At 61.6% G+C, this 23,682-nt stretch carries 21 protein-coding genes; 5 read left to right on the forward strand and 16 right to left on the reverse strand.

Annotated features, from left to right (window positions below):
- Nucleotides 1–19: 19 nt before the first annotated feature.
- The 4 genes from GS_RS03710 to GS_RS03725 all read right to left on the reverse strand — a co-directional run bounded on the left by GS_RS03710 (nucleotide 20) and on the right by GS_RS03725 (nucleotide 3,286).
- Complete coding sequence (locus GS_RS03710; RefSeq protein ID WP_010941405.1) at nucleotides 20–514, reverse strand: cytochrome P460 family protein; 495 nt, start codon at nucleotides 512–514, stop codon at nucleotides 20–22.
- Nucleotides 515–605: 91 nt separating this feature from the next.
- Nucleotides 606–866 carry a YdeI/OmpD-associated family protein gene (locus GS_RS03715; protein ID WP_010941406.1) on the reverse strand — a complete coding sequence of 87 codons (261 nt, stop codon included), beginning with the start codon at nucleotides 864–866 and terminating at the stop codon, nucleotides 606–608.
- Nucleotides 867–1,015: 149 nt separating this feature from the next.
- Complete coding sequence (locus tag GS_RS03720; protein WP_010941407.1) at nucleotides 1,016–1,354, reverse strand: hypothetical protein; 339 nt, start codon at nucleotides 1,352–1,354, stop codon at nucleotides 1,016–1,018.
- 312 nt (nucleotides 1,355–1,666) lie between these two features.
- Nucleotides 1,667–3,286, reverse strand: a complete 1,620-nt coding sequence (locus GS_RS03725) for a methyl-accepting chemotaxis protein (protein WP_010941408.1) — start codon at nucleotides 3,284–3,286, stop codon at nucleotides 1,667–1,669.
- Between the two features lie 410 nt (nucleotides 3,287–3,696).
- On the opposite strand from GS_RS03725, the gene GS_RS03730 reads away from it, so the two are divergent.
- Nucleotides 3,697–4,236 (forward strand): DUF2284 domain-containing protein, encoded by a 540-nt coding sequence (locus GS_RS03730; protein WP_010941409.1) that lies wholly within the window; start codon nucleotides 3,697–3,699, stop codon nucleotides 4,234–4,236.
- Between the two features lie 18 nt (nucleotides 4,237–4,254).
- A complete protein-coding gene (locus GS_RS03735; protein WP_010941410.1) occupies nucleotides 4,255–4,563 on the forward strand; it encodes a hypothetical protein in 309 nt (102 codons plus the stop codon).
- 48 nt (nucleotides 4,564–4,611) lie between these two features.
- Here the strand turns inward: GS_RS03735 and GS_RS03740 are convergent, their stop codons facing one another.
- From GS_RS03740 to GS_RS17685, 3 genes are all read right to left on the reverse strand, one after another.
- Complete coding sequence (locus GS_RS03740; protein WP_010941411.1) at nucleotides 4,612–5,952, reverse strand: MFS transporter; 1,341 nt, start codon at nucleotides 5,950–5,952, stop codon at nucleotides 4,612–4,614.
- A 273-nt stretch (nucleotides 5,953–6,225) separates the two neighbouring features.
- Complete coding sequence (locus tag GS_RS03745; RefSeq protein WP_010941412.1) at nucleotides 6,226–6,771, reverse strand: lipoprotein; 546 nt, start codon at nucleotides 6,769–6,771, stop codon at nucleotides 6,226–6,228.
- Between the two features lie 34 nt (nucleotides 6,772–6,805).
- Nucleotides 6,806–13,384 (reverse strand): fibronectin type III domain-containing protein, encoded by a 6,579-nt coding sequence (locus GS_RS17685; protein ID WP_010941413.1) that lies wholly within the window; start codon nucleotides 13,382–13,384, stop codon nucleotides 6,806–6,808.
- A 203-nt stretch (nucleotides 13,385–13,587) separates the two neighbouring features.
- On the opposite strand from GS_RS17685, the gene GS_RS03755 reads away from it, so the two are divergent.
- On the forward strand, nucleotides 13,588–14,016 hold the full coding sequence (locus GS_RS03755) for a hypothetical protein (protein ID WP_010941414.1): 429 nt from the start codon (nucleotides 13,588–13,590) through the stop codon (nucleotides 14,014–14,016).
- 189 nt (nucleotides 14,017–14,205) lie between these two features.
- Entirely contained in the window at nucleotides 14,206–15,855 is a 1,650-nt protein-coding gene (locus GS_RS03760; RefSeq protein WP_010941415.1) for a methyl-accepting chemotaxis protein, read from the forward strand.
- 80 nt (nucleotides 15,856–15,935) lie between these two features.
- Here the strand turns inward: GS_RS03760 and GS_RS03765 are convergent, their stop codons facing one another.
- A complete protein-coding gene (locus tag GS_RS03765) occupies nucleotides 15,936–16,778 on the reverse strand; it encodes an MliC family protein (protein ID WP_010941416.1) in 843 nt (280 codons plus the stop codon).
- Nucleotides 16,779–16,794: 16 nt separating this feature from the next.
- Complete coding sequence (locus tag GS_RS03770) at nucleotides 16,795–17,139, reverse strand: hypothetical protein (protein WP_010941417.1); 345 nt, start codon at nucleotides 17,137–17,139, stop codon at nucleotides 16,795–16,797.
- 220 nt (nucleotides 17,140–17,359) lie between these two features.
- On the opposite strand from GS_RS03770, the gene GS_RS03775 reads away from it, so the two are divergent.
- The gene (locus GS_RS03775; protein WP_010941418.1) at nucleotides 17,360–18,046 is read left to right on the forward strand and encodes a DUF554 domain-containing protein; all 687 of its coding nucleotides are present in this window, start codon (nucleotides 17,360–17,362) and stop codon (nucleotides 18,044–18,046) included.
- Nucleotides 18,047–18,285: 239 nt separating this feature from the next.
- Here the strand turns inward: GS_RS03775 and GS_RS03780 are convergent, their stop codons facing one another.
- From GS_RS03780 to GS_RS03810, 7 genes are all read right to left on the reverse strand, one after another.
- Entirely contained in the window at nucleotides 18,286–19,944 is a 1,659-nt protein-coding gene (locus tag GS_RS03780) for a hypothetical protein (RefSeq protein ID WP_010941419.1), read from the reverse strand.
- Between the two features lie 18 nt (nucleotides 19,945–19,962).
- On the reverse strand, nucleotides 19,963–20,100 hold the full coding sequence (locus GS_RS03785; protein WP_010941420.1) for a lipoprotein: 138 nt from the start codon (nucleotides 20,098–20,100) through the stop codon (nucleotides 19,963–19,965).
- A gap of 342 nt (nucleotides 20,101–20,442) precedes the next feature.
- A complete protein-coding gene (locus GS_RS03790; RefSeq protein ID WP_010941421.1) occupies nucleotides 20,443–20,730 on the reverse strand; it encodes a hypothetical protein in 288 nt (95 codons plus the stop codon).
- Between the two features lie 322 nt (nucleotides 20,731–21,052).
- Nucleotides 21,053–21,472, reverse strand: a complete 420-nt coding sequence (locus GS_RS03795) for a hypothetical protein (protein WP_164930420.1) — start codon at nucleotides 21,470–21,472, stop codon at nucleotides 21,053–21,055.
- A 348-nt stretch (nucleotides 21,473–21,820) separates the two neighbouring features.
- Nucleotides 21,821–22,192 carry a hypothetical protein gene (locus GS_RS03800; protein WP_010941423.1) on the reverse strand — a complete coding sequence of 124 codons (372 nt, stop codon included), beginning with the start codon at nucleotides 22,190–22,192 and terminating at the stop codon, nucleotides 21,821–21,823.
- 10 nt (nucleotides 22,193–22,202) lie between these two features.
- On the reverse strand, nucleotides 22,203–23,093 hold the full coding sequence (locus GS_RS03805) for an IS3 family transposase (RefSeq protein WP_010941223.1): 891 nt from the start codon (nucleotides 23,091–23,093) through the stop codon (nucleotides 22,203–22,205).
- Nucleotides 23,090–23,452, reverse strand: coding sequence for an IS3 family transposase ISGsu7 (locus GS_RS03810; protein WP_010941222.1), 363 nt, complete (start codon nucleotides 23,450–23,452; stop codon nucleotides 23,090–23,092). The genes GS_RS03805 and GS_RS03810 overlap by 4 nt, the downstream gene beginning before the upstream one ends.
- Nucleotides 23,453–23,682: the final 230 nt, after the last annotated feature.

The following is a 23,682-nucleotide window of genomic DNA, read 5'->3' on the forward strand; positions in this document are numbered from 1 at the left end:
TGGCTCCCCCGTCGTGCGTTCAGGGGATGGTAGCCAGGTGGGTGAAGACGAAATCATTGTCTTTCACGGGGGTGTGGCAGCCGAAGCACTCCAGGACAAAGGAGGCATCCTTGCCGTAGGGTTTCAGCTCCTGCCCCACGAAACGGGCAAAGCCCCAGCCGCCGGTGGGCTTGAACTTCTCCCCGTCCTTCACCATGAATTCAACCTGCGCGAAGGCGTCCGGCACCGTGGCAAGCGGGAACTTCGGGTGCTTTTTCGCACTCCAGGCCAGCTTGGCAAAGGTTGAGCCGTCAGGGAAGGGGCGGGTTCCGCTCCGCAGGGCCTTCATGGCCGTGGGGTTGCCGAGGATTACCCTGATCTGTCCCCGGTCGTCGCGCCAGGACGGTGCCACCGCTTCCCAGGCCCGGTAGTCGGTGAGACAGGCGATCCCGTTGGGCGCCACCGGAAGCTCCCCGGCGCCGCTAGCGGCCGCGCCGGCCAAGGTCAGGGCAAGGACTGCGAGCATGAATTTCATGGGTGCCTCCTTTGGCGGACTGCCGTACCTGATCAATTGTACCGCACAGTCACGGCGTGCAAAGGGGAGCCGGTGGTCGTTCCCGGCTTTGTCACTCCTTGTCTTTCCGTGAGGGAGGATGTGCCATGTTCATGTAGACCCCTCCCTTTTCAAGCTCATCAAGCATCTGGTGCAGCCGTTTCTCTTTTGTTTCAGAACGTTTTGCCCGGTTAACCCAGCCGATGTAGTCGTTCCGCTGGTACGCCGGCCGCGCAAGGTAATCAGCCATCAGGCCATGCTCTTCAAGTGCCTGCCTGAAGAAATCCGGCATCGGGTAGCGGGGGCGTTTGGGGTTGGGATCATGGGGTGACATGGTGGCTCCGTAGGGGGGGACTGTCTGTTTTCATGGTCAGACCGGTACATATAAAATTTCGTCACGTGTGCAGGTCTGATACTTCTTGTTTCTCATTTCGGCTCTGGCATTTTTTCTTCGAGTTTTTTCAGATTAACATCTTTTCCCTTCTACCTCAGTCTCTTGAACTCGATTTCCTTCAAATATCCGCGCAGGCCGTAGGCTCCGTACAGCGTTTCAGACTGAAGACCCGCCTTTAGGGCTTCAAACTCCTCGACCGCCGTGCCGTGTGCCCTGCCGTCATCGCTGAAGTCCCGGCAGAACCATTCGTCTTCCTTGTAGCCGCAGCGCCCCAACCCGATGTCCAGGGGGATGGCATGGAGGCGGCAGCGGGATGTCCGGTCGGTATCCGGCCATGACGACGGCCCGGCAAAGTGTACGCAATAGGCGCAGTCCAGGCCGACCGAGTCCCATCGGGCGGAGTAGGAAAACGGGTCCTTGATTCGCATGGTTTGATTCTCCCTATTCAATTACCGTGTTGTTGCCGCGCGTATCCGCGAGTCGGTCTTCTCCCGATACTCCGGGGCAATCCGTATCCTGTGATGGCGGGAGGGTCCAGCCGGATTCCATTAAAGTAGTCATGGTTGCCAATGCAGCGACTATCTCAGCTCGGTGAGGCACTGTCAAGGTAGGGAAAACCTGATATCCCGGGGCTTTTGAACCATCTGTGCCGGGGGAGAAGGGAGGCAGGGAAGGAGCAAACAAAACGGGCGATGCCGTTGTGGCACCGCCCGTTCCATTTCGTATGCATCGTCGACCGGTCACACCCTGAACTGGCTCACCAGGCGATCCAGGTCGTGGGACAGGTCCGTGAGCCGGGTGGAGGTCCGGGCGCTGTCGTGGGCGCCGCCGGCGGTCTCCTGGGCGACGTCCTTGATGCGCTGGATGCTGCCGCTGATTTCCATGGTCGTGGAGGTCTGCTGCTCCGCGGCGCAGGCGATCTGGCCCATCTGCTGGTTGAGCTGCTCGATCCCCTGCATGATCTCATTGAGCGCCTCGCCCGACTTGGCGGCCTCCCGGGTGCCCGCTTCGACTTCCTTGACGCCTTCTTCCATGGTGAGCACCGCAGTCCGGGTTTCGCCCTGGATGCCCTTGATCATCTCGCCGATCTCGCGGGTAGCCCGTGATGTCCGCTCCGCCAGTGCCCGCACCTCGTCGGCCACCACGGCGAAGCCGCGCCCCTGTTCGCCGGCCCTGGCCGCCTCGATGGCAGCGTTGAGCGCCAGCAGGTTCGTCTGGTCCGCGATGTCCTGAATGGTCATGACGATTTCGCCGATCTGGTCGGAGCGGGCGCCGAGCCCCTGCACCGATTCGGCCGACACCCTGACCCGCCGGGCGATCTGGTTCATGACCGCAATGGTGTTTTCCACCATGGCAAAGCCCCGGGCAGCCGTTTCCCGCGCCCGGCTCGACGACTGGGCCGCGGTCTGGCAGTTGCCGGCAATCTCGCAGGAGGTGGCGGCCATCTCCTCGCTCGCCGTGGCCGCCATGACCGCCTGGGAGGCGACCTCTTCGGCGCCCTCGGCCAACCGCTCGGCGGTCCGGCTGATCTCTGCCACCGATCCGGTCACGTCCCGAGCCACGCTGGAGGTCCGGGAGATGGTGTCGTGGACTTTGCCCACGAAGGAGTTGAACTCGGTGCAGAGTTTCCCCAACTCGTCGTTGCTCCGGTGTTCGAGGCGCTTGGTCAGATCCCCCTCGCCCTCGGCCACGTCTTCCATCATGGCGATGACCTGACGGAGCGGCCTCATGATCGAACGGCTGAGCCAGGAGGAGAACACCACCAGCAGCACGATGCCGATGCCACCCAGGGCAAGGGAGAAGGTCTTGAGTTTTGCGCTGAAGGAGTCGTACTGGGCGCTTGCGGCAATGGCCCGTTTTTCCAGCGTTTCGGCGACCTTGAGCAGGCTGATGCTCAGGTTGTCGGACTCCATGGAGATCTCATCGTCGATGTCCATGATATCCTCGTGGTTCGCCCCTCGTTCGAGCGCCGGGATCAATTTGGTTTCATAGAGGGTAACCGTGCCCCGGAACGCCTTGTCCGCCGAGGCTACCAGGGCGCCCAGGGCAGCGTCGTCCCCGGTCTGCTCGGCCAGCTGCTTCAGCTTGGCCATTCCCTCCGCCTTCCGGTTCAGCCATCCCTTGGACGAGGAGCCGGCCATGTCGGGGTTGGCGACCGATTCCAGGACGAACCGGTACAGTTTTTCGCCGATCACCTTGGTCTCCTGGGCGGACCTGCTGCGCGCCATGGCCTCGTGACTGGTCGCTTGCAGCTGCTCCAGATGGCCCATGCCGATCCAGTTGCCGATCACCAGCACCAGAACCACAAACACCCCCCAGACCATGTTGAGGGTTAGCCGTCTGCCGATACTTACACTCATCGATGCGCTCCTTTGTTCATGCTGCCGCCCGTCTTGCCGAATGCCGGCGTGCGGCACGGAACGTGGACTCCGGGACAGGTGGCAATCCTAGTGATATTTTATAGCCTAAATATATGAATAAATGCTTTATATCTAGTTATCGGCGCAATCAGGGCGATACTTTAGGGATATTTCACGAGTAACCTGTGCAGGGAGGTGGGGAAGTATTGAGCCAAAGCCGGGGATGGAATCCGGCTGACAGGGCATGGATGGGGTGTCGCACAAGGTGCCGTAATGGACAATTCTCATATCCCCCGCTGCTCCGGGGGGATAGAAGGGTAACCTTTCGCTTGCATGTCGCGTCGATCTCTGCCATGTAATGGATCGGAACCGGGGAACAGGTGGCCCAATCGACGCGAAGGAGAGGGGACATGGCGGATCAGGCGGTGCTGCAGAAGCTGTTTCAGGACGGAGGGGCGCGAGATTATCGCTGGATCGACCCCGAGGAGATCGTGGTCGGCCAGTGGGTGCGGATGAAGTGCATGTTCGGCTGCAGCGACTACGGACGGAACGCGTCCTGCCCGCCCAACACCCCTCCGGTGGGCGAATGCCGCGACTTTTTCCGCGAGTACCGACTCGGCGCGATCTTTCGTTTCACCAAGCAGCTCGATGACCCGGAGGAACGGCACGGCTGGTCGCGGGAGCTGAATCAGAAGCTGCTGGAGCTGGAGCGGGCGGTTTTCCTCGCCGGCTACCCCAAGGCCTTTCTCATGTTCATGGACAACTGCAAGCTCTGCCGGGAATGCGCCCGCACCCGGGCCGGTTGCCGCAACCTGAAGCACGCCCGTCCCTCGGCCGAGGCGATGGGGGTCGACGTCTTCGCCACGGTCGCCAAGTTCGACTACCCGATCGACGTGCTCGGCAGATATACCGACGAAATGAACCGCTACGCCTTCCTGCTGATCGAGTAGCTCTCACAGGAGCCCGCCATGCCCGGAAAAGTCGCCCTTGCCGCCATCATCCTGCTCGCCGCGGTCTCCGCGGTCCATGCCGCGGACCCCCCCGCGCCGAGCCAGCCTGCCCCGGTCGCCACCAGCGCTTCACCCGAACGGGACGAGAGCGACAGGGTGTCGCCGGTTAACCTCCTTCCCGCCACCGACCCGACCGACCGGAACCTCTCCCGACCTGGCGCCGCCCCGCGTCCCGCACCGGCCCCGGCCGTGAACGGCAGCATACAGCACGAGTTCCACGGCGGGTTCACCACGATTTTCAGCACCACCAACGGCATCCCCCGCTGAAACCACCCCACCAGACTGTTTAAAAAAGATGGTGGGGCATGGTGCCTGTTAGGGATCTTCCGGTGGACACGTCAGATCAGCAGCGGCCTGCATGCCGGCCGCCACTTCGGGAATGATGCCGAGCCGGGCGTAGATGGGCCGGACCAGGGGGCGGAGGTTACGCAGCTCCCGGCCGAAGAGCGCCCCGCCGAGCAGGCAGGCGGCACCCCCGATCAGCAGGGTGTTCTGGGCGCCGATCCGGTTGGCCACGGCCCCGGCCATCAGGCTGCCGATGGGGGTGGCTCCCATGAACGACATGGTGAAGAAACTCATCACCCGGCCCCGTTTGTCGTCGTCGACGATGGTCTGGAGGATGGTGTTGCTGGAGGCAACCTGGGCCATAGCGCCGAAGCCGGCCAGGGCGAGGAACAGGGGCGAGAGGACCAGTGAGCTGGACAGGGCGAAACCGGCGATGCCGAAGCCGAAGACGCAGGCGGCCACCGCGATCACCCGGCCGAGGCCGAGGACGCTCGTGCGGGAGGCGAGGTAGAGGGTGCTGCCGAAGGCGCCGATCCCGACCGAGGCCATCAGGAAGCCGAAGGTGTGGGCCCCGCCGTGCAGGACCTCCTTGGCGAAGATCGGCATCAGCACCACGTAGGGCATCCCCATCAGGCTGACCAGGCCGAGGAGCATCAGGATGTAGCGGATCGGCTTGAAGTCGAAGGCGTAGCCGAATCCTTCGCGCAGTTCATGGAGGATATGCTTGCGGCCGGGCCGCTGCGGCACCGGCTTGAGCCGCATCGCCGCTATGGCGATGATCACCGCCAGGTAGCTGGCTGCATTGATCAGGAAACAGATCCCCTCGCCCAGGGTGGCGACCAGCACTCCGGCAATGGACGGGCCGATCAGCCGGGCACCGTTGACCATGGACGAGTTGAGGGCGATGGCGTTTCCCAGGTCTTCTTTTTTCTCCACCAGCTCCACCACGAACGATTGGCGGATCGGGATGTCGAAGGCGTTGACCACCCCGAGCAGGGCGCTCAGCGCGACGATGAGCCAGACCGGGGTGGTCCCGGTCAGTACGAAGACCGCCAGCACCGCCGCCTGGACCATGGCCAGGGTCTGGGTGGCAAGGAGGAGCGGCCGGCGTTTCCAGCGGTCGGCCAGCACCCCGGCCACCGGCGCCAGGAGGAAGGTCGGGATCTGGCTGACGAAGCCGACCACCCCGAGCAACAGTGCCGAGCCGGTCAGCCGGTAGACGAGCCAGCTCATGGCAACCTGCTGCATCCAGGTGCCCACCAGCGACACGCTCTGTCCGGCGAAAAACAGCCGGTAATTCCGCGAATTCAGCGCCCGCAGCATCAGCCGTAGCCGCGTCCCGACCTTTTCCATCTGAGCACTGGCTCCCATCGCCATCCCGCCCCTTTACCGGTCACTCCCGGCACCCGTACCCTTCTATGCTAGCAGCAGCACGACCGCCTGTCACCATCCCGTTTCCACGACGGTACGGCGGGCGGGCTTCCTGAAACTGCCGGGGACGAAGATCGAGCCGTAGCGGCGCCGGGACTTCACGCCGCTTTCACCTCTGCCGAGATCAGCCGCGCAAAAAAAAACGCCGTCTGCCGAACATCGTGCAGGCGGCGTTTTTTGTCTGGCGGCGGGCGCCCCTCTGGTTCCCGCCTCTTACCTCACGGCATCGAGGGTCACTGCGAGCTTGCCGGTCAGGTCCACCGTGCTGTTGGTGAGCGCATCGTAGCCCACCGCCCTGACCAGGGTTACCGGCGTGTTGAGGGCCCGCAGCCCGCTCAGGGTGATGCTTGTCCCCGTGTCCACGGTGCAGGCCAGCCGCAGGAATTCGCCCGAACGATAGCTGGAGCTGGTGGTGGCCATGGAGAGGTAGGCCTTCCGCGTGGAGGCCGAGTAGTTGCCGTAGGCCAGGTTGGTCCCGCTCAGGGCGCTGCCCGGCGTCAACGTGGAGTTGACGATCTGGCCCGTGCCGCCGGTGGTCGTGGTGACGCCCATGCCGGCCGGCAGGGCCAGGGTAAGCTCAATGCCGCTGACGGGGACCGAAAGCTGGGCCGTACTCATGGCAGTGAAGGCCAGGGTCGCCGTTCCGGCCGGGAAAACGTACTCGCTGCCGGCCGTGCCGGTGTCATTCTTGTCGTCGCCGCAGCCGGCCAGGGCGATTGCGGTCAGGATTATGCCAACCAGGTACCGTGTTCTCTTCATGCTATCCTCCTTCGGTGGTGTGCCGTATCGCGTGTCAGTGAATCATGCCCAGAGCCATTCGCAGGATGACGATGACGTCCGTGATGTCGATCCTGCCATCGCCCACGGAGGCGCCGTTGACCATCGGCGCCACGTCCAGCCGGGCGATCTGGCTGCTGTCCGGTCTGATGATGCCCACCGTCATCCGTAGTGCCTGAAGGGCGTCGACGATGGTGACCCCGGCGCCGGTGGTCCCGGTTGCCGACGGCTGGGCGTAGATGATGTTGCGTTGCACGGTCAGGGTGTTGCTGTTCTGGTCGACCCCGGTGACCGCCACCTGGTAGACCTTGGCCTCGCTGAAGGTGAGCTGCTGCCGGAAGGCGCCATTGACTACCGTCGGGGTGTAGACCCGGCCGTCCATGGCGACGGTGACGGCAACCGGGCTGGTGTTGTCGGCCACCTCTCCGGTCAGGGTATAGGTGCCGAGCGCGGTGCGGATGTCTGCGGCCGGGTCGGTGACGGCCAGGGAGAATACCGTGGCGCGGGTGACGGTCCGCTTGGTCTCGACCGTCTGTCCGGCGGCATTGGAGGCGGTGATCAGGATGGTGTTCATGCCCTCCTGCAGGTTGGTGGTGAAGGAGTAGTCCACGCCGGAGAGCGCGGCGACCTGGGGCGCCGAACCGTTGACCGACCAGCTGACGACCGTGGTCGGGTCGAGGGGGGTGACGGAGCCGCTCACGGTGATATGTTGCTGCCAGATAACGGCGTTGTCGTCGGGGGAGGCGACCGTCAGTCTAGGTGCCGAGGCATCGAGGTTGATGGTCCTGGTGACTGCGCTGCTGATGCCGGCGTTGTTGGTGACCACGATCCTGATCGAGTTGGCCATGGCAACCAGTTGCACCGGATAGCTGAAGCTGCCGTCGGGATTGACGCTGACATCTTCGTCATTGACCGTGACCGAGCGGATGCCGGCCGGATCGGTGGCTATGCCGCAGATATTCTGGGTGGTATCGGTGGTCACGGCGTTGTCGGACAGGATCGAAAGAGCCATCATCGGCGGGGTGGTGCCGTAGACCACGGTGATGCCCTGGATGGCCTGGGGCGCCGCGTTGTAGTCGGCGTTGCCCGGCTGGCTGGCGGTGATGGAGCAGGTACCGAGAGCCTTGCCGGTGACGGTGGAGCCTGCTACCGAGCAGACCGTCGGGGTGGCGGAGGCGAAGGTTACGGCCAGGCCAGAGGTGGCGGTGGCGCTGAGCGTTGCGGTGCCGCCGACCGTGAGGGACGGCGCGGCACCGAAGGAGACGGTCTGGCTTCCCTTGCCGACGGCAAAGGTCTGAGTGATTTGGGGCGCCGCGTTGTAGTTGGCGTTGCCCGCCTGGTTGGCGGCGATGGTGCAGCTGCCGGCGGTGAGGCCGGTGACGGTCGTGCCGCTGACCGAGCAGACCGCCGGGGTGGTGGAGCTGAAGGCCACGGTCAGGCCGGAGGTGGCACTGGCGCTGACCGTGCCGCTGCCGTTAACCACGACCGTAGGCGCGGCGCCGAAGGCGACGGTCTGGCCGGCTTGGCCGACGGTGATGGTCCGCTGGACGTCGGGGGCAGCGTTGTAGTTGGCATTTCCCGCCTGGGAGGCGGTGACGACAATGCTGCCGGTGCCGGTGATGGTCAGGGTGGTGCCGGCGAGGCTGCCCGGGCCGCTGGCGACGGTGAACGTGACCGGATTGCCCGAGGCCCCCCCGGTGGCGGAGAGGGTAATGGGCGCATCACCGAAGGTGGCAGTGGCGGGGGGATTGAAGGAAATGGCCTGGTCGCCCTTGATGTTGGTCAGCGGGAAACCGGCGCTAAGACTGTCGACCGTGGCGGTTACCGAGTAGGAACCGACGGTGCCGTTAGCCGTGGCAGTGAAGGAGGCGATTCCCGCGGAGTCGGTCGTGGCCGGGCCGCCGGCCGCAATGCCGGCGCCGGAACCCGGGCCGGCAAAAGCGACGTTGATCCCGTCAAGGACCGCGCCGAGGGAGTCGGTAACCTTGAGCCGCAATGGCGCGGCAAAGGCGGCGTTGACCGCGGCTGACTGGCCGGCTCCGCCCTCAACGGCAACGGCGTCCGGCACTCCCCGCTCAAAGGCACCCATGTCGCAGGTGGCATCCTGGGGCCGGCTCATGCCGCGCTGGTCGGCAGCCGGGCCGGTGCTGCAATCGCCGGCATCAATGGCCGGACTCCCGGACAGAAGCGCCATGGTCCGGGTGACACCGCCATTGTCGGCCAACGGGGCGAGCAGCGGGTCAGCGGTCATGATGTTGCTGCCACCCGGATATCCGCCCTGCACCACAGTGTCCGAGACGGTGGGGGTGCTGGCATTGTCGGAGATTTCGCCGTTGCTGTTGCCCCAGAAAATACTGTTGCGAACAACCGGACTATTGTTGGCGTTGTACATCCCGCCGCCCGAGGTGCCGGCGGAATTGCCGCTGAAGGTGCAGTTCTTCACTGACGGGTTCCCGTGGGTATTGTACATCCCGCCACCCGAAATATTCGCTGCATTGCCGCTGAAGGTGCAGTTGGTCAGCGTCGGATTGCTGAGGGCGCCGTTTACCATCCCGCCACCATAGCCGTAGGAGAGATTGTTGCTGAAGGTGCAGTTGGTCAGCACCGGGTTGGCGTCGGTATTGTACATCCCGCCCCCGTAGGAGCTGGCGGTGTTGCCGCTGAATGAACAGTTGGTGACGGTCGGGCTGGAGCCGAGATTGAACATCGCGCCGCCCAGGCTGGCATAGTTTCCGGTGAAGATGCAGTTGGCGACGGCCGGGCTGTTGATGTAGTCGTTGTACATTCCGCCACCGTAGCCGTCCTGCAAATTCCCGCTGGCGTTGCCGCCGCTGATGGTAAAGCCGTCCAGGGTAGCGCTGTCCGCGCCGGTGACCACATGGTAGGAGTTGTCGCCGGCGGTGCCCTGGGCGCCCAGGTCACCGCTCAGGATCGTTACGTTGGCCCTGAAATTACGTTCTGCACGGGCGGTTTCCGTTCCGGCAAAGCCGCCATACAGCGCCACCCCCGATACGAGTTGGAAGGTAGCGCTGCGGTCGGTGCCGGCGGTTGGCGTATAGGTGCCGGCCGCCGCCCAGATATCCTGCCCGTTCACCGCGTTGGCCAGGGCGTAGCGCAGTTCGCAGGCGTTTGCCCAGCTTTCGCAGAAGCCGCTCTCCCGGCCGCCCGGCACCGCGTACAGCACCGGGTAGACCCCCACTGTTGCCGGTGCGCCATGGACGGCCGACACATTCCCCGCAGCGTCCTTGACCCAGGGATAGAGGGTGTAGGTACCGACCGTGGCGACGGCATAGGTTGTCGGCGCGAGAGCGGACCAGCCCGGATCTCCGGCCGGCGGAGGGGTGTCGGAGGTGGTGATCAGGTAGCCGGCGACCCCGGAGCCGCTGCCGTCGGCAGCGGTAAACGATGCGATTGGCACGGTGAGACCGGCGGCACGGGCGGCAACGGTGAAAGCGGTGACAGCCGGTGCCTCGGCATCCACCAACACGCCGGCCGTGGCGCCGACGCCATTGAGGGTCAGGTTGGCGCCATTGCCGGCGACATCGATGATCGTGCTGCCGTTCAAGGCCAGGCCGCCGACGGTGATGCCATCGCTGTCGAGATCGCCGCTTTGCACCGGGTAGCGGTAGGTGATGGCGGTGGCGGTCTTCGCCAGGTAGGTGGCCGTCCGCGCGGCAGCGCCGACGGTCAGCCCGAGGGTGGAGTCGGTGCCGGTGACCGTGACGTTCTCACTGAAGCTGACAGTGAAGTCCAGATTCTGGCCGGCGGTGTAGGTGCCGTTGCCGGGGACGGTGACCGAACTGACCGTGGGTATGGTGGTATCGACCAGGACGCCGGTTGTCGAGGCGACGCTGTTGAGGGTCAGGGTGGCATCGACGCCGCTGCTGTTCCGGATCGAGCCGCCGTTGAGGGTGAGGGCACCGATGGTGATGCCGTCGGTGTCGTTTTTCCCTGCCGTGACAACATAGCGGAACAGGCTGGTGGTGGCGGTGGGGCTGCTGGCGTAATCGGCGTAGACGGTGGTGCCCCCGATTGTCAGGGCAATGCGCGGCGTGCCGGTGATGGTGGCGGTGCTGTCCCAGGTGACGGTGAAGTCGAGGCTGCTGCCGGTGCCGTAGCTGCCGTTTGCCGGCACGGCGACGCTGATCACCGCCGGTCCAGGGGTTGGGGTAACGCTGTTGGAGGCGGCGGAGGCGGAACTCGTCCCGGCGCTGTTGGTGGCGGTGACGGTGAAGGTGTAGGCGGTGCCGTTGGTCAGACCGGTGATGAGGCAGGGCGAGGCGGCGCAGGTACCGGTGATGCTGCCGGGGGTGGAGGTGACCGTATAGCCGGTGATGGCGGCGCCGCCGGTGCTGGCCGGGGCGGTGAAGGAGACCGTGGCTTGGCCGTCGTCGGGGGATGCGGTGACGCTGGTCGGCGCGCCCGGCACCACGGCGTTCACGGCGAATGATTGGCTGACCGTCGTCGCTGCCAGATAGGAGCTGTCGCCCGCCTGATCGGCATTGATGGTGCAGATGCCGGCAGTGACAAAGCTGAGCGCTCCCCCACTGGTGATGGTGCAGACTTCGGTGGTCGCGGATGTGAAGCTGACCGTCAGCCCGGAGGTGGCGGTGGCGGTCAGGGTCGGGGTGGTGCCGAAGTTCTTGGCGCCGGGATTGGCGAAGGCGATGGTCTGGGCGGCCTTGGGGGTGACGCTGTTGGAGGCGGCGGAGGCGGAACCCGTCCCGGCGCTGTTGGTGGCGGTGACGGTGAAGGTGTAGGCGGTGCCGTTGGTCAGCCCCGTTACCGTACAGGGTGAGCCGACACAGGTGCCGGTGAGGCCGCCGGGATTGCTGGTCGCCGTGTAGCCGGTGATGGTGGCGCCGCCGGTGCTGGCCGGGGCGGTGAACGTCACGGAGGCCTGGGCGTTGCCGGCGGTGGCGCTGCCGATGGTCGGCGCGCCCGGCGCCACGGCGTTCACGGCGAACGACCGGGAGACCGTCGGGGCGGGGGCGTACACGCTGTTCCCCGCCTGGTTGGCCTCGATGGTACAAGTGCCGGTGGCGACAAACGTGAGCGCTCCCTCGCTGGTGATGGTGCAGAGCCCGACGGTCGCAGAGCTGAAGCTGACTGCCAGGTTGGAGGTTGCGGTGGCGGTCAGGGTCGGGGTGGTGCCGAAGTTCTGGCCGCCGGGATTGGTGAAGGTGATGGTCTGGGCGGCCTTGGGGGTAGCGCTGTTGGAGGCCGCCGAGGCGCTGCCGGTGCCGGCGCTGTTGGTGGCGGCGACCGTGAAGGTGTAGGCGGTGCCGTTGGTCAGGCCGGTGACGGTGCAGGGCGAGGAGGCGCAGGTGCCGGTCGCGCCGCCGGGGCTGGCCGTGGCCGTGTAGCCGGTGATGGCGGCGCCGCCGGTGCTGGCCGGGGCGGTGAAGGCGACCGAGACCTGCGTGTCGCCGGCCGTAGCGGCGCCGATGGTCGGCGCGCCGGGGGCCACGGCATTGATGGTTACCGTGATCGTCCGGGTAGCCGTGTCGGTGCCGTCGCTGACCCTGACGGCAAAACTGTCGCTTCCGGCGTAATTGGCAGCGGGCGTGTAGGTGATGGTGCCGCCGGGGGTGATGTCGGCGGAGCCGGACGACGCCGTTGCCCCTGCGAAGCTGAGGGAGCCATGGCTCGGCGCCGTGTTTTGGGACCAGGTCAGGGTCTGGCTGCCGTCGCTGTCGCTGACGTGCAGCAGGCCCTTGATATCCGCGGCGCCGGAGTTGGCGTTAACGGTCAGCGCCGTGGTCGCACCGACGAAGGTCGGGGCAGCGTTGGTGACCACCGTTGAATTGTTGGTCACGGCCAGGTTTGAGAAGGAAGCCACCTGGTTCCAGGCAGCGTCGACGAGGCCCATGTTGCTGTCGTCGAAGCCCACCTTCACGGTCTGGCCGATGCCGACCGGCGTTGCCAGGGTCAGGGTCACGGACGCGCCGCTGAAGCTCAGGCCGCTGACAGCAACCGGCGTGGAATTGACCGTGACGGTGAAGTCGGTGGTGGAAGCCCACCCGTCGCTGGCCTCGATGCTCTCGTCAAAGGTGATGGTGACCGTGGTGCCCGCGGCATTGGTGGCGGCGCTCTGGGGGGTAGGCGGCGTGGTGTCGGGCACGGTGCAGGTGATGAGCACGTCGAAGGAGCCGCCGTCGGTCATGTAGGCCGACGAGGTGGAGAAGTTCACGTTGCTCGTGCATGATGAGGCACTCATGTAGGAATTGTCGTTGAACCCCATGGTGAAGTAGCCGGGGGTCGTCCCCAGGTTCACCGCCAGGTTGGTGACGTTGCCGGTGATGTCCTGCCAGGCCACGGCGGCATCATAGTTATTCCCCGCATTGGGGATGGACGCCCGCATGAAGGTGATATGGCCCGGGGGCGTGTTCTGCGAGGCGAACTCCGGGTAGGTGGTCATGGTGATCCGGGCCGTGATGGCCGCCTGGGCGACGCCGCCAAGGATGACCATGAGCGCAAGGATCACCCCCAGCACTATCCCGAGGGTGCCCAGGGGACGGCAGCGGCCCGGAAACCGGCTGATTGGTCGCTGGAGCGGAGTGAATACGGTCGCCGAACGGGTTTGATTGTGCACGATGCTTCCTCCTTGAATAACGGTGCCTCGCGGCACATGCCTTCATCAATTCATGGGTGGTTTACGGTGACAAAATTGGGTGATTTGTATGCAAAGCGTTGGAATATTGACTCGTCGCCAGACTGGCATGATTCGGCTAATTAATGCATATCTTATTTTGTATGGCTAATAAATTTTGTCTGTAAAAGGCCGGGGCTGGCGGGTTGGCCCTGAAATGCGCAGTTGGCGGAGGAAGAATCTCATTACAGCAAACCGATGCATTAGGCCTGTCCGGCATCCGTTTATTGCATACCCCTTGCCGAAAATTGAGAGATGGTGAATGGGTGTCACGACACAACGGACTGTCAGTCGCAGTTGATCTGTCGGCAGCGTTTCAGGCACTGGCTGCAGAGAGCTGTGCCCGTGTGTTCAACGAGGCCACACCCGGCAGTGCCAAGCCCATCGACTGCATCAATGACATCATGGGAACCTACCCCCGCATCGGCCAGAAGCGGACAATCAGGCACCATCGGGGTGTTCCATTTGATGCTGCAAAGAAGCCCTGCCGGGATATCGGCAGGGCTTCTTTTGGAGTGAGATGGCGTGATAATTCAATGAATATGGATAAGTTGTTGAAAGCATTTGCAGCATAAAATAGTTTTCATACATAGTCTGATTCCGGACGAAAAAAAAGAAAAAATTACTAAAGAAATATACATCTCTCTCGATAAGTATCAGGGAATAACTGAGGCGTATCAGGAAAGTCCTGATACGCCTCAGGGAAGCGCCGATACATTGATCGGTCGGTGACCACACACGATCCAGTTCGGGAGGAAGCAATTATGGCCGCATGGCAAAGCCTCAAGGTGAAGTACAAGATTTTCACGTTGATTCTGGTATGTTGCGTCGGCCTGATTGCGGTCGGGCTGCTGGGGTTTGGCGGGATGAGGAGCATGGGCAAAAGCCTCGGCGAGCTCAACGAGGAGCAGAAGTCCGTGGCCACCCTGTCGGCAATGAAGAACGACTTCCTGGAGATGCGCTTGGCGATCGTCTACATGCTGGCGCTGACCGATTCCGCCAAGCTGGCCGAAAAAGAGCGGGACTTCGGCGCGGCCGCCGCCAGGATCAAGGAACGCCTGGCTTCCCTGGAGCACCACAATTTTGCCGCGGAAGAAAAGAAAAAAATTACGGAATTCCGTGACGGCTATGAGGCATACCTTGCCGAGGGCACCAAGTCGGCGGCCATGGCCAAGGCAGCCGCCGAAACGGGAAACGCCGCAGGGCGCGAGGAAGCCGTGCGATATGCCGTAACCACCGCGGCCCCGCTCTACAACAAGCCGGCGCAGGCACTTGCGGAACTGGTCGAGATCAGCATCAAGGAAGGCGGTGAAGTGTACGACGCGGACATGGCGTCCTACCGCAGATCGGTCTTGGTCATGGGAGTCATCCTCATGGTGGTGGTCGCCGTCTCCGCCGTGGCCGGTCTGGCCATCGCCTCATCCATCAGCGGGCCGCTGAACCGGATTCTCGAAGTGCTGCAGCGGGTGGCCGCGGGGGATCTGACCGCCCGGGCCGAGATCGACAGCCGGGACGAGATGGGGTTGCTGGGCCGCGAGTTGAACGTAACAGCTGAAAAAATCGGTAAAATTATTGGCCAGTTGGCACAGGCTGCCGGGTCGGTTGCCTCCGCCTCTGCCCAACTCCACGCCACGGCCGAACAAATGGCCACGGCCTCCGAAGAGGTGGCGGCCCAGGCTGAAACCATCGCCACCGCGGGCGAGGAGATGGCGGCCACATCCAACGACATTGCCCACAATTGCGTCACCGCGGCAGAGGGGTCCACCCAGGCCAATGATGCTGCCGAGGGGGGCGCCCAGGTGGTGCAGGCGGCCATTGCAGCCATGGACCGCATTGCCGAGCGGGTCCACGCCTCGGCGAAAACCGTCGAGGGGCTGGGGGTGCGCAGTGAAGAGATCGGCGAGATCATCGGCACCATTGAGGATATCGCCGATCAGACCAACCTGTTGGCCCTGAACGCAGCAATCGAGGCGGCCCGGGCCGGCGAGCAGGGGCGGGGCTTTGCCGTGGTGGCCGACGAAGTGCGGGCCCTGGCCGAGCGGACCAGCAAGGCGACCCGCCAGATCAGCGAGATGATCCGGGCCATCCAGCACGATACCCAGAGCGCGGTCCACTCCATGGAAGAAGGGGTGTCGGACGTCCAGGCCGGCACGGCCGAGGCGGCCCGCTCCGGGCAGGCCCTGCAGATGATCCTGGCCAAGATCGGCGACGTCACCAACCAAATCAGCCAGATCGCCACGGCTGCCGAAGAGCAGACCGCCACCACCGGCGAGATCAGCAACAACATGCACCAGATCAGCCAGGTGGTGCAGGATACGGCCCGCGGCGCCCAGGACACGGTGGCCGCGGCCAACTCCCTGTCTCGGTTGTCGGAAGATATGCAGGGCATGGTGCAGCAGTTCCGGCTGGCCTGAGCGGCCCAGAGTAGGTATGTTCCCCAACTGAAAAGGCCCGCGCAAGCGGGCCTTTTCAGTTGGAGAGGCAAAGCAGCAGGCTAGGGCGCCTTGACGCAGCGCATCTCCGGCGCGCCGTAGCCCCAGGTGATCGAGGCTTCGCCCTGGTGCTCCCAGAAGGTCTCGTTGCGGCCCTGGTACTTTGCGCCGCTCCCGCTCGGCTGGACGAACATCAGCGACACCTCGTCGCCACGTTCCGCGATCAGCGTTGCGGGCTCGGTCTGGAAGAAGGTGGCCACGACCTCGTTGGCAGGATTGCCATCACACACGAAACGGACCGGGCCGATGCCCGGCACCAGCCGGTACGTTGCCTGCAGCTCGGCGGTCCGGCGCAGGTACTCGTCCCGGACGCACTCACGCACCGTGTCGCTCTTCCAGCAGTCGTTGCGCCCCTTGATCCAGCCCCGCTGCTCCGCCCCGAGACGCGGCGGGTGTTCGTTCACCGCCCTGGCTGAGGCGGCCGCGTACACGTCGGCCAGCTTCCGGTCGAGGGCGGACAGTTCCCTGTCCCCGCAGACCAGCGCCTCGATGCTGCCGGGCGTCACTGTGTCGCAGTCGTACGACGGCCCCTCCGGCGCGGTTGCCCCGGCCGGGGCTCGCTCGCGCACGAGCCGGTCGATATACCCGCACCAGGCGTCGCCGGTACGATCCGGCACGTCCGGGTTGCCCCGGACCCCCAGCCTGAACTCGATCGCAGATTTCCACTCCTCGGAACCGATGTCCGGGCCGTGCCCCTGTCCGTCGCCGGTCGGCACACTCTCTTCGACCGCCTGGTTCCAGGGGGCGGAGCAGGGGACCACCGTGGTCGGGGCCGACAGCAGGCCGCCGCCGGCCTGGGCGCACGCCGTCGTCAGCAGGAGAGCGACCGCCAGTATTCTCGTCATAACGCCTCCGGGAGATCTACACGATTTCATACACGATAATGGCACACACGGACACCATCAGGACCAGCCCCGTAATGAAGATGGAATCGGCCCAGCGCTCCACGCGATGCATCCTGCGGGAGCTGCGCGTACGAAGCGCGAAATAGGAGAGGATGCACGACGCAAGGAAGAGGAACGCATCGAGTGCGAGCATGTCATCCGCCAGGGTTACTCCCCCGCGGATGGTCAGCGCCACGCGCAGCAGCCCGATGACCGTGAGGCAGACCCCCACCATGGCCGCCGAGGCGGTGAAGATGTGGATGGACACGTCTTCTTCGAGGTTGAGGTCGCATTTTGTCTTGTGTGTGTTGTTGGTATCCATGGCTCTTGATTGTCACCCGGGTTCCCGGTCGGGGCATGGCCGGTTTAGTTATGGACAACGTACGACGCCGGCTCGGGTTTACCGTGCATACAAAGAATTTTGTCCCCGAGCCCGACGGCGCCGCCCTGTTCTCGCATGGCGCGGCCGCGGTATTTTTCATTGCCAGTTTCCGGCTGCCATGCTATCACGGCGGCACTTCCCCGCAAGGAGCGCCACGCCCATGATTCTCACCGGAACCATCGCCAACGTCGCCACCATCTGCGCCGGCGCCCTCATCGGCCGCTATGCCGGCCGCTTCGTCCCTGCCCGGACGCGCCGGACGGTCATGGCGGGGCTGGGGTTGACCGTCCTCTTGATCGGCCTGCAGCTGGCGCTCAAGAGCCGCCAGCCGCTCCTGGTGATCGGCGGGCTGATCATCGGCGGCATCCTCGGCGAGATGCTCCAGATCGAGGCCCGGCTGGAGGACTTCGGCCGCTGGCTCCAGGCGCGCTTCTCCAGCGCCGGCAACATCGCCGAGGGGTTCGTCTCCGCGAGCCTGCTCTACTGCGTCGGCGCCATGGCCATCATGGGCTCGCTCCAGGACGGCCTCGGCGACAAGCCCTCCATCCTCTACGCCAAGGCCGCCCTTGACGGCGTCGCCTCCATTGCCCTGGCCTCCACCCTCGGCATCGGCGTCCTGTTCGCCGCGCTGCCCGTGGCCCTCTACCAGGGCGGAATCACCCTGGCCGCCGACGTGGCCAGGGGGGTGCTGACCGAACCGGTCATCGTGGAGATGAACGCCGCCGGCGGCCTGCTGATCGTGGCCATTGCCCTCGACATGATGGAGTTGAAGAGAATCCCGGTCGGCAACCTGCTGCCGTCGGTCTTCGTGGTGGTGGGGCTGGCGTGGGCCTTCGGGCTGGCGTGAGGCGGCGCGTCAGGCCGCTCAAAACGTTAAATAAGCAAGCGGGTTATTAAACGTTTTGGCCCGGATGGAAGGCTGCCGGGCCCCTTGTGTCCGGCTGAGTTACCGTTCGCGAAAAGAATTTTGTCCCCAGGGTGCTCAGGGTCGCGAACCTTCGCGAGGGGATATTCATGTTTATTTTTCTTTTGCGCCTTTAGATAAATAGAAAAGAGCATCCCGTCGGGTCACTCCTCACGGTACGACTAAAACCTGACGAACCGGTTCGCATGTACCAGATAGATCAAGGCGTCTTTCGCTTCCGGTGAAACGCCGGATATATGCCGGCGGGCCAGGGCCAATCGTTGGCGATTGTTTTCAGATATCTGCCGAATAGTGGCAAGGGGGTGCCAGCGTGGCGGATCCGTTTGGTTCGCCTCAAGGGCGGTTTCGGCATTCTGTTGTTCCTGCCAATACAATCTGCTGATCAAAATAAGATCGTACGTCAACAATGCCAGGGATTTGTAGGGCTCTGCCAGTTTGTCGAACTGAGGGGGGGCCGTCGGCTTGCTCTCAAGCTGGTCGATGAGTCCCGCAATCGGGGTATACGCAAACCCGGGCTCCGTGTGAATATATGCCCAGGCCGCCAACTCGTAGGGCGTCAGGGTTGGCACGTCAACCGGCACGGGGGGCGACTCCGGAGATGCCGATGTCGATCTCCCAAGAATTTCCATCAGGTGTTCAGGAGTCATTCCGGCCATTACCCCACCCTGGCCCGCCATGCGCGAAGTGATTTCCAGCATGAGCTCAACAGACTCCGGAATTGTGCGAAGATCATAACTTTCAAGCGCAAGCTTCAGCATCTGCACATCCCGCCTTGCTGCGGCATTGAATTCCTGGATTCTCAATCCTTGGAGGTCGTTTTCCGATGAGCTTGCCAGCAGGTCACGATCCGCTGCCTTAAGGCTGGTGGTTGTGTCCTGCCACACCAGATCGAATACGGAATGGAGTCTGGAAAACCTCGGCGGCGAAAAACCGGCATGTCTGAAGCCGGCAACCAGTTCCCGAATCGACCTGTAATTGCTCAGACTCAACATGCCGGTGACATACCCCAGCCGCATGCCTGCCCTCGCAACAGCCCCGACAGCGAGATTGCTCTCCAGTGTCGCCTCTGTTGCCGCTCCGGCCGCCGCAAAAGCAGTTGAGACGGTTTCCAGGTTTATTCCCGCATCAATGCCGGCGTCGATCAACGACTGCAGGAGTACCGCATACGCCTCGCCCCGCCGGTATGCCTCGACGTTCTGATCGAACACGATCGAATCATCGACCGATTTGCGATAAATCCCTGCGGCATCGGCCAGTCCGTTTCTTAGTGACCCCAGAAATGCGGCATGCTGCTCGGAGCTCAGGCCATCCGTTGCCAGAACAGCGAACAGGGCATCGGCGCCGGCCACAATGGCGGAACCTATGGCTTCGGCATCCGTTGTGCTGATCGTGGGCGTTCGCAGAAGCGTATGGGCAACCAGCATATGCACCGGCGTCAGCCTGCCCGACAGGGCCGTGGCCTTCAGCAGTGCCCGCGCCTGCAGATCGGTCACTTCGCTCACGCCCGCATCAACGGTCCCGCCGGGTTGCGGGCTCGGCACGATCGCCTGCCGCAACACATTCTCGCCGTCCATGATCCGGATATGCAGGAACGGTGTCGTTGCCGAAGATGGAACCGTCGAAAAATCAAAGGCTATCTTGCCGAGCGCGTCGGTCCTGGCCACCACCTCGGCCACTGTCTGCAACTCTCCCTGGGCGCTGAGGGCTGAAAGCCGGACCGTAAGATCCTTGCTCAACGGTAGTTGAGCCGGCAACGCGTAGCTGGCCGCTGAAAAACAAAAGAGAACCGCGCCAACAATCAATGGAATGATTCTGCTCATTACACTGCCCCATCCCTTCTATTTGCCGCTGCCGGTCAGGCTGCCGGTACCCTTGCTGTTGCCGTTGCCGGAGCTTCCACTTCCGCCACAGCCGCACATGGTTGTCAGGACGATGGTCATCAGGATCAAGAGCAGGATTTTGTGTGCGCGTCTCATGGTATGATTTCCTAAGTGTTGTGCTGAGCGGGCTGGGACTTGACCCGCGCCGGGGCGCTTTTCAGCCCCGGTCGGCGTCTAAGGGCCTTCTGGGGAATCGCATTTAGGTTGTAACTGTCGGATTGCCCTGAAAAATCAGAATGGGAATAAGGGGACGGGCACCAATTAACTCTTTTCCATCTTCGCTGCCCGCTACGTTATCAATTAGGTGCCTGTCCCATTATTCCCATGTATTTCAGTTCACTTCGTGATGTCCTTCCTTGACGATGAAACACCAAGCTCGCTTGCAAGTTAGCACCTCGCGTAAAGGCAATAACACCGCATTAAAGAGACTGCTCAATTTTATGTATGCTTTTTACCTATTTTATGAGTAAGAGTCACAAGGCCAAATCCATAGATAATACCTGCAGCTAATGTAATCAAACCTATCAATAATTTAATACTTAATTGCAAATCAGCTATAAACACATAAGGTAAAAGTATCCAAAATATAAATATCAGTTTTAACCAGAAACGTGAGTCAGCAACGACTTTACCTTTCTTTGCTTTCCAGTAAACAATATATGAAACAATTAAAATAACAAGCATCTCGTACAGGCCTGTGTACATTTCAAAATTCGACTTGGCCATAATGTCACCTTTGAGTTAATTATGTTAGCTATCGAGTACTACTAGTTAAGCCGTAGTAAAAGTTGGCTATATCCAAATATATGCTCAATATTGTCATAGTTGGTCCTGATGACCCTATGCCAGCTAGGGCAATCAAAGATAATACTTATATTCTGTCAATGTCTTATTACCTTTATAATATCTGCTGTCCCATACTCGATTATGACCCTGAAAATGCGCTTCTAAGGGTAAAAAGCATCCATAATTGATTAAATATCAGGAGGTTGGCTTGGTCCGACTCGAATCACGTTTCACACGTGGGCAACGGCATACCCCACTCCGATCAGCTTGAAAGGTACTTCCCAAGGTGTTCGACTAGCTCACGCACTGCCTTGATACTTTCGGTCGCCTCCGCGTGGGAACAACGCCCGCCCTCGTGGACAATTTTGTTACGTCGAGCACTCGACGTCTTGAACGCGGGCCAAAAGTCAAACTTCTCTAAGTTGTTGCCAGTAAGCGCTGTAAAGATTCGACGAACCCGGTCGTTAGCAAGATTGTAGCTGGGGAAGAATTCGGTGATGGGGTCTTCGAGGTATGTGAGACCACGGTTCCCGAAAGCTTCCGAGAAGCTCCGTTCAGCGGCAAGTTCGGCCGCCATGTGGGCAACGACTACTGCGATCCCCGGTTGCTCTGATATAAGAAGGCCTTCTGCAAAGGTCAGGAGTGCCTGCGGATACGTCACAACAGTTAGCTCAGCTGTCAACGTGGACCTCCCTGAGCTCGTGCCGCGAAGAAAAATTTGGCGATTCAAAGAGCCACACTTGGGACAGGGGCAGCGCTCACCATTGGGGCCGTCGCTTACAATTGGCTCGTTACATGAACTACAAAGATTGATGTCGTCAACTGTCATAAACTCTTCTCATGGGCTGGCACCGGTGTGTGATGTGCCACACCTGACCCCGTATGTAGTGCCGATTCACTCGTGCCATGTCGAGTGCTCGATTATGACCTTGAAAATACTCATCTAAGAGTAAAAATCCTCCGAAAAAGAGGTGTAAGTGTCGGAATGTCGATAGGTTGTCTTGGTCCGACCCGAATCACGTTGCAGGCGCTATTTATCCTTTAACCTAATCAGAGGTTTTTCAAACTGTTCAATTAGCTTGTACACTGGCTCACCTCCGCCATAAAAAACAATAGAATCAATACCATTTTCTTTAGTTAGGCCAGTTACTTTTCTCACATGACTTATATCTTTTTCCGATACTTGCTTGGTCCATGAAGGAAAACCGATTGTCCCAACCTTTACACGTTCAGTCCTTTTCTTAAACCCTAGCCATGCACTGACTTCTTTGCTCTGATAAACACTTATAGAATTATGATAAGGATCATCTATGTCGCAGGCATGTTTCTGTAGAACGGCTTTTAATTCTCTAAAAGTAATAGCTCGATATTGTGTTTGTAGCGCGCCCGGTACCCTGGACACAAGATAAGAGTCACGCAGCCTTCTTGAGTTGATACTCCTCGAAAGCCTGTCGTGGGCTTCTGAACCCGAGCTTTTCAACCAGCCACAGCCGGTTGTAACGATCCATGAAGTCAGCTACTGCCATCCTTACTTCTTCGATTGTGCGGTAATGGCGGCCATAGATGACCTGCTCTTTGATAGTCCGATTAAACCGTTCCGTCACCCCGTTGGTCTGCGGTTCGGCAACAAATGAGAAACTTGGGGCAATTCCCCAGAACTTGATCTGATTCTGGAAATGCTCTGAGAGGTATTGGCTGCCGTGATCCATCCTCAGTGCCAACCCTCGAGCAGCAGCGGCACCGACCGAGCCGAAACGGGCCTTGATTCCCATGGCGAGCGGCTGCAATGCGGCAAACCGGTCGCCATTCTTGGTCACATGCCAACCGACGCACTCGGCATTCCAATGCTCGACGGCGGTAAACAACCAGCACCACCCTTCTTCCAGGGTGAAGATCTTGGTGCCATCGGTACCCCACATGACGTTGGGGGCCGCCGTGATGATCTTGCCGGCGTGGTCCTTGGGCTGTCCCTGAACAACCCGGTGAGGGGAGAGCAGATTGTTCTCCCGCATGAGACGCAACACTCGTTTGCGGCCGACTTTTATCCCTTTGACGAAGCGTAGTCGTCCCCAGACCTTACGGTGCCCTTCGCCGACAAAGGGGGATGTCTCCAGGTCGGTCCGGATGAGAGAAAGTACCTCGTCGTCAGAGAGCGGTGTTTTTGGACCACGCTTGAGCAGTACAGCAGGCAATGTTTTTCTGCCTGCACGGCTATAGAACGACGAGCGGGGCACTCCCCAGGCAAGGCAGACGCGCTGAACGCCATAGGCTTTACCGGTGGCAGGGGAGATCGTAGCACTCATTTCTTCGATCTCCTCTGGGCCAAAGGGTGGGCACGCCTCGCTTTCTCCCGCAGTAGCTCGTTTTCCATGGTGATCTCACCGATGCGCTTGAAGGCTGCATCGAGTTCCGCTGCCAACGGATCACCTTCACGAGCCTTGAGAGCAGATTCTATCCCCTGGAGTGCTTTCTGATGCCACTCTTCCAGGCGATAGATTTCGATGCCCAACTCACGGGACAAGGCATCGATTGGTTCACCGCGCATCAACCGCAGGACAACCTCCTTTTTGCGGTTGGCGCTCCAACGTTTGACTTCCGGTGCTGCTCCAGTCGAGCTACGCTCTCCTTCCGCCGCACCGGAGACACTGACATCCTTTTCCATTGACGACCTCCTTGAACACCTAGATTTACCTCATTTTCGTGTCCAAGAAAACCGGGGCCGCCATAAATCAACCAGAAAATAGTATCCTCGCAACACATCCGTATAGTTGATGTGCCTATTTTCGAACTCATCATCACCCGGCAACATTGCGCGTTCACGCCGGTACATGTCCTTTAACCTTTGAGGCAAAGATTCCATTGTTACTCCTTGGGTTAACTCCTTATTGAGCA

Source organism: Geobacter sulfurreducens PCA (assembly GCF_000007985.2).
GTDB classification, from domain to species: Bacteria; Desulfobacterota; Desulfuromonadia; order Geobacterales; family Geobacteraceae; genus Geobacter; species Geobacter sulfurreducens.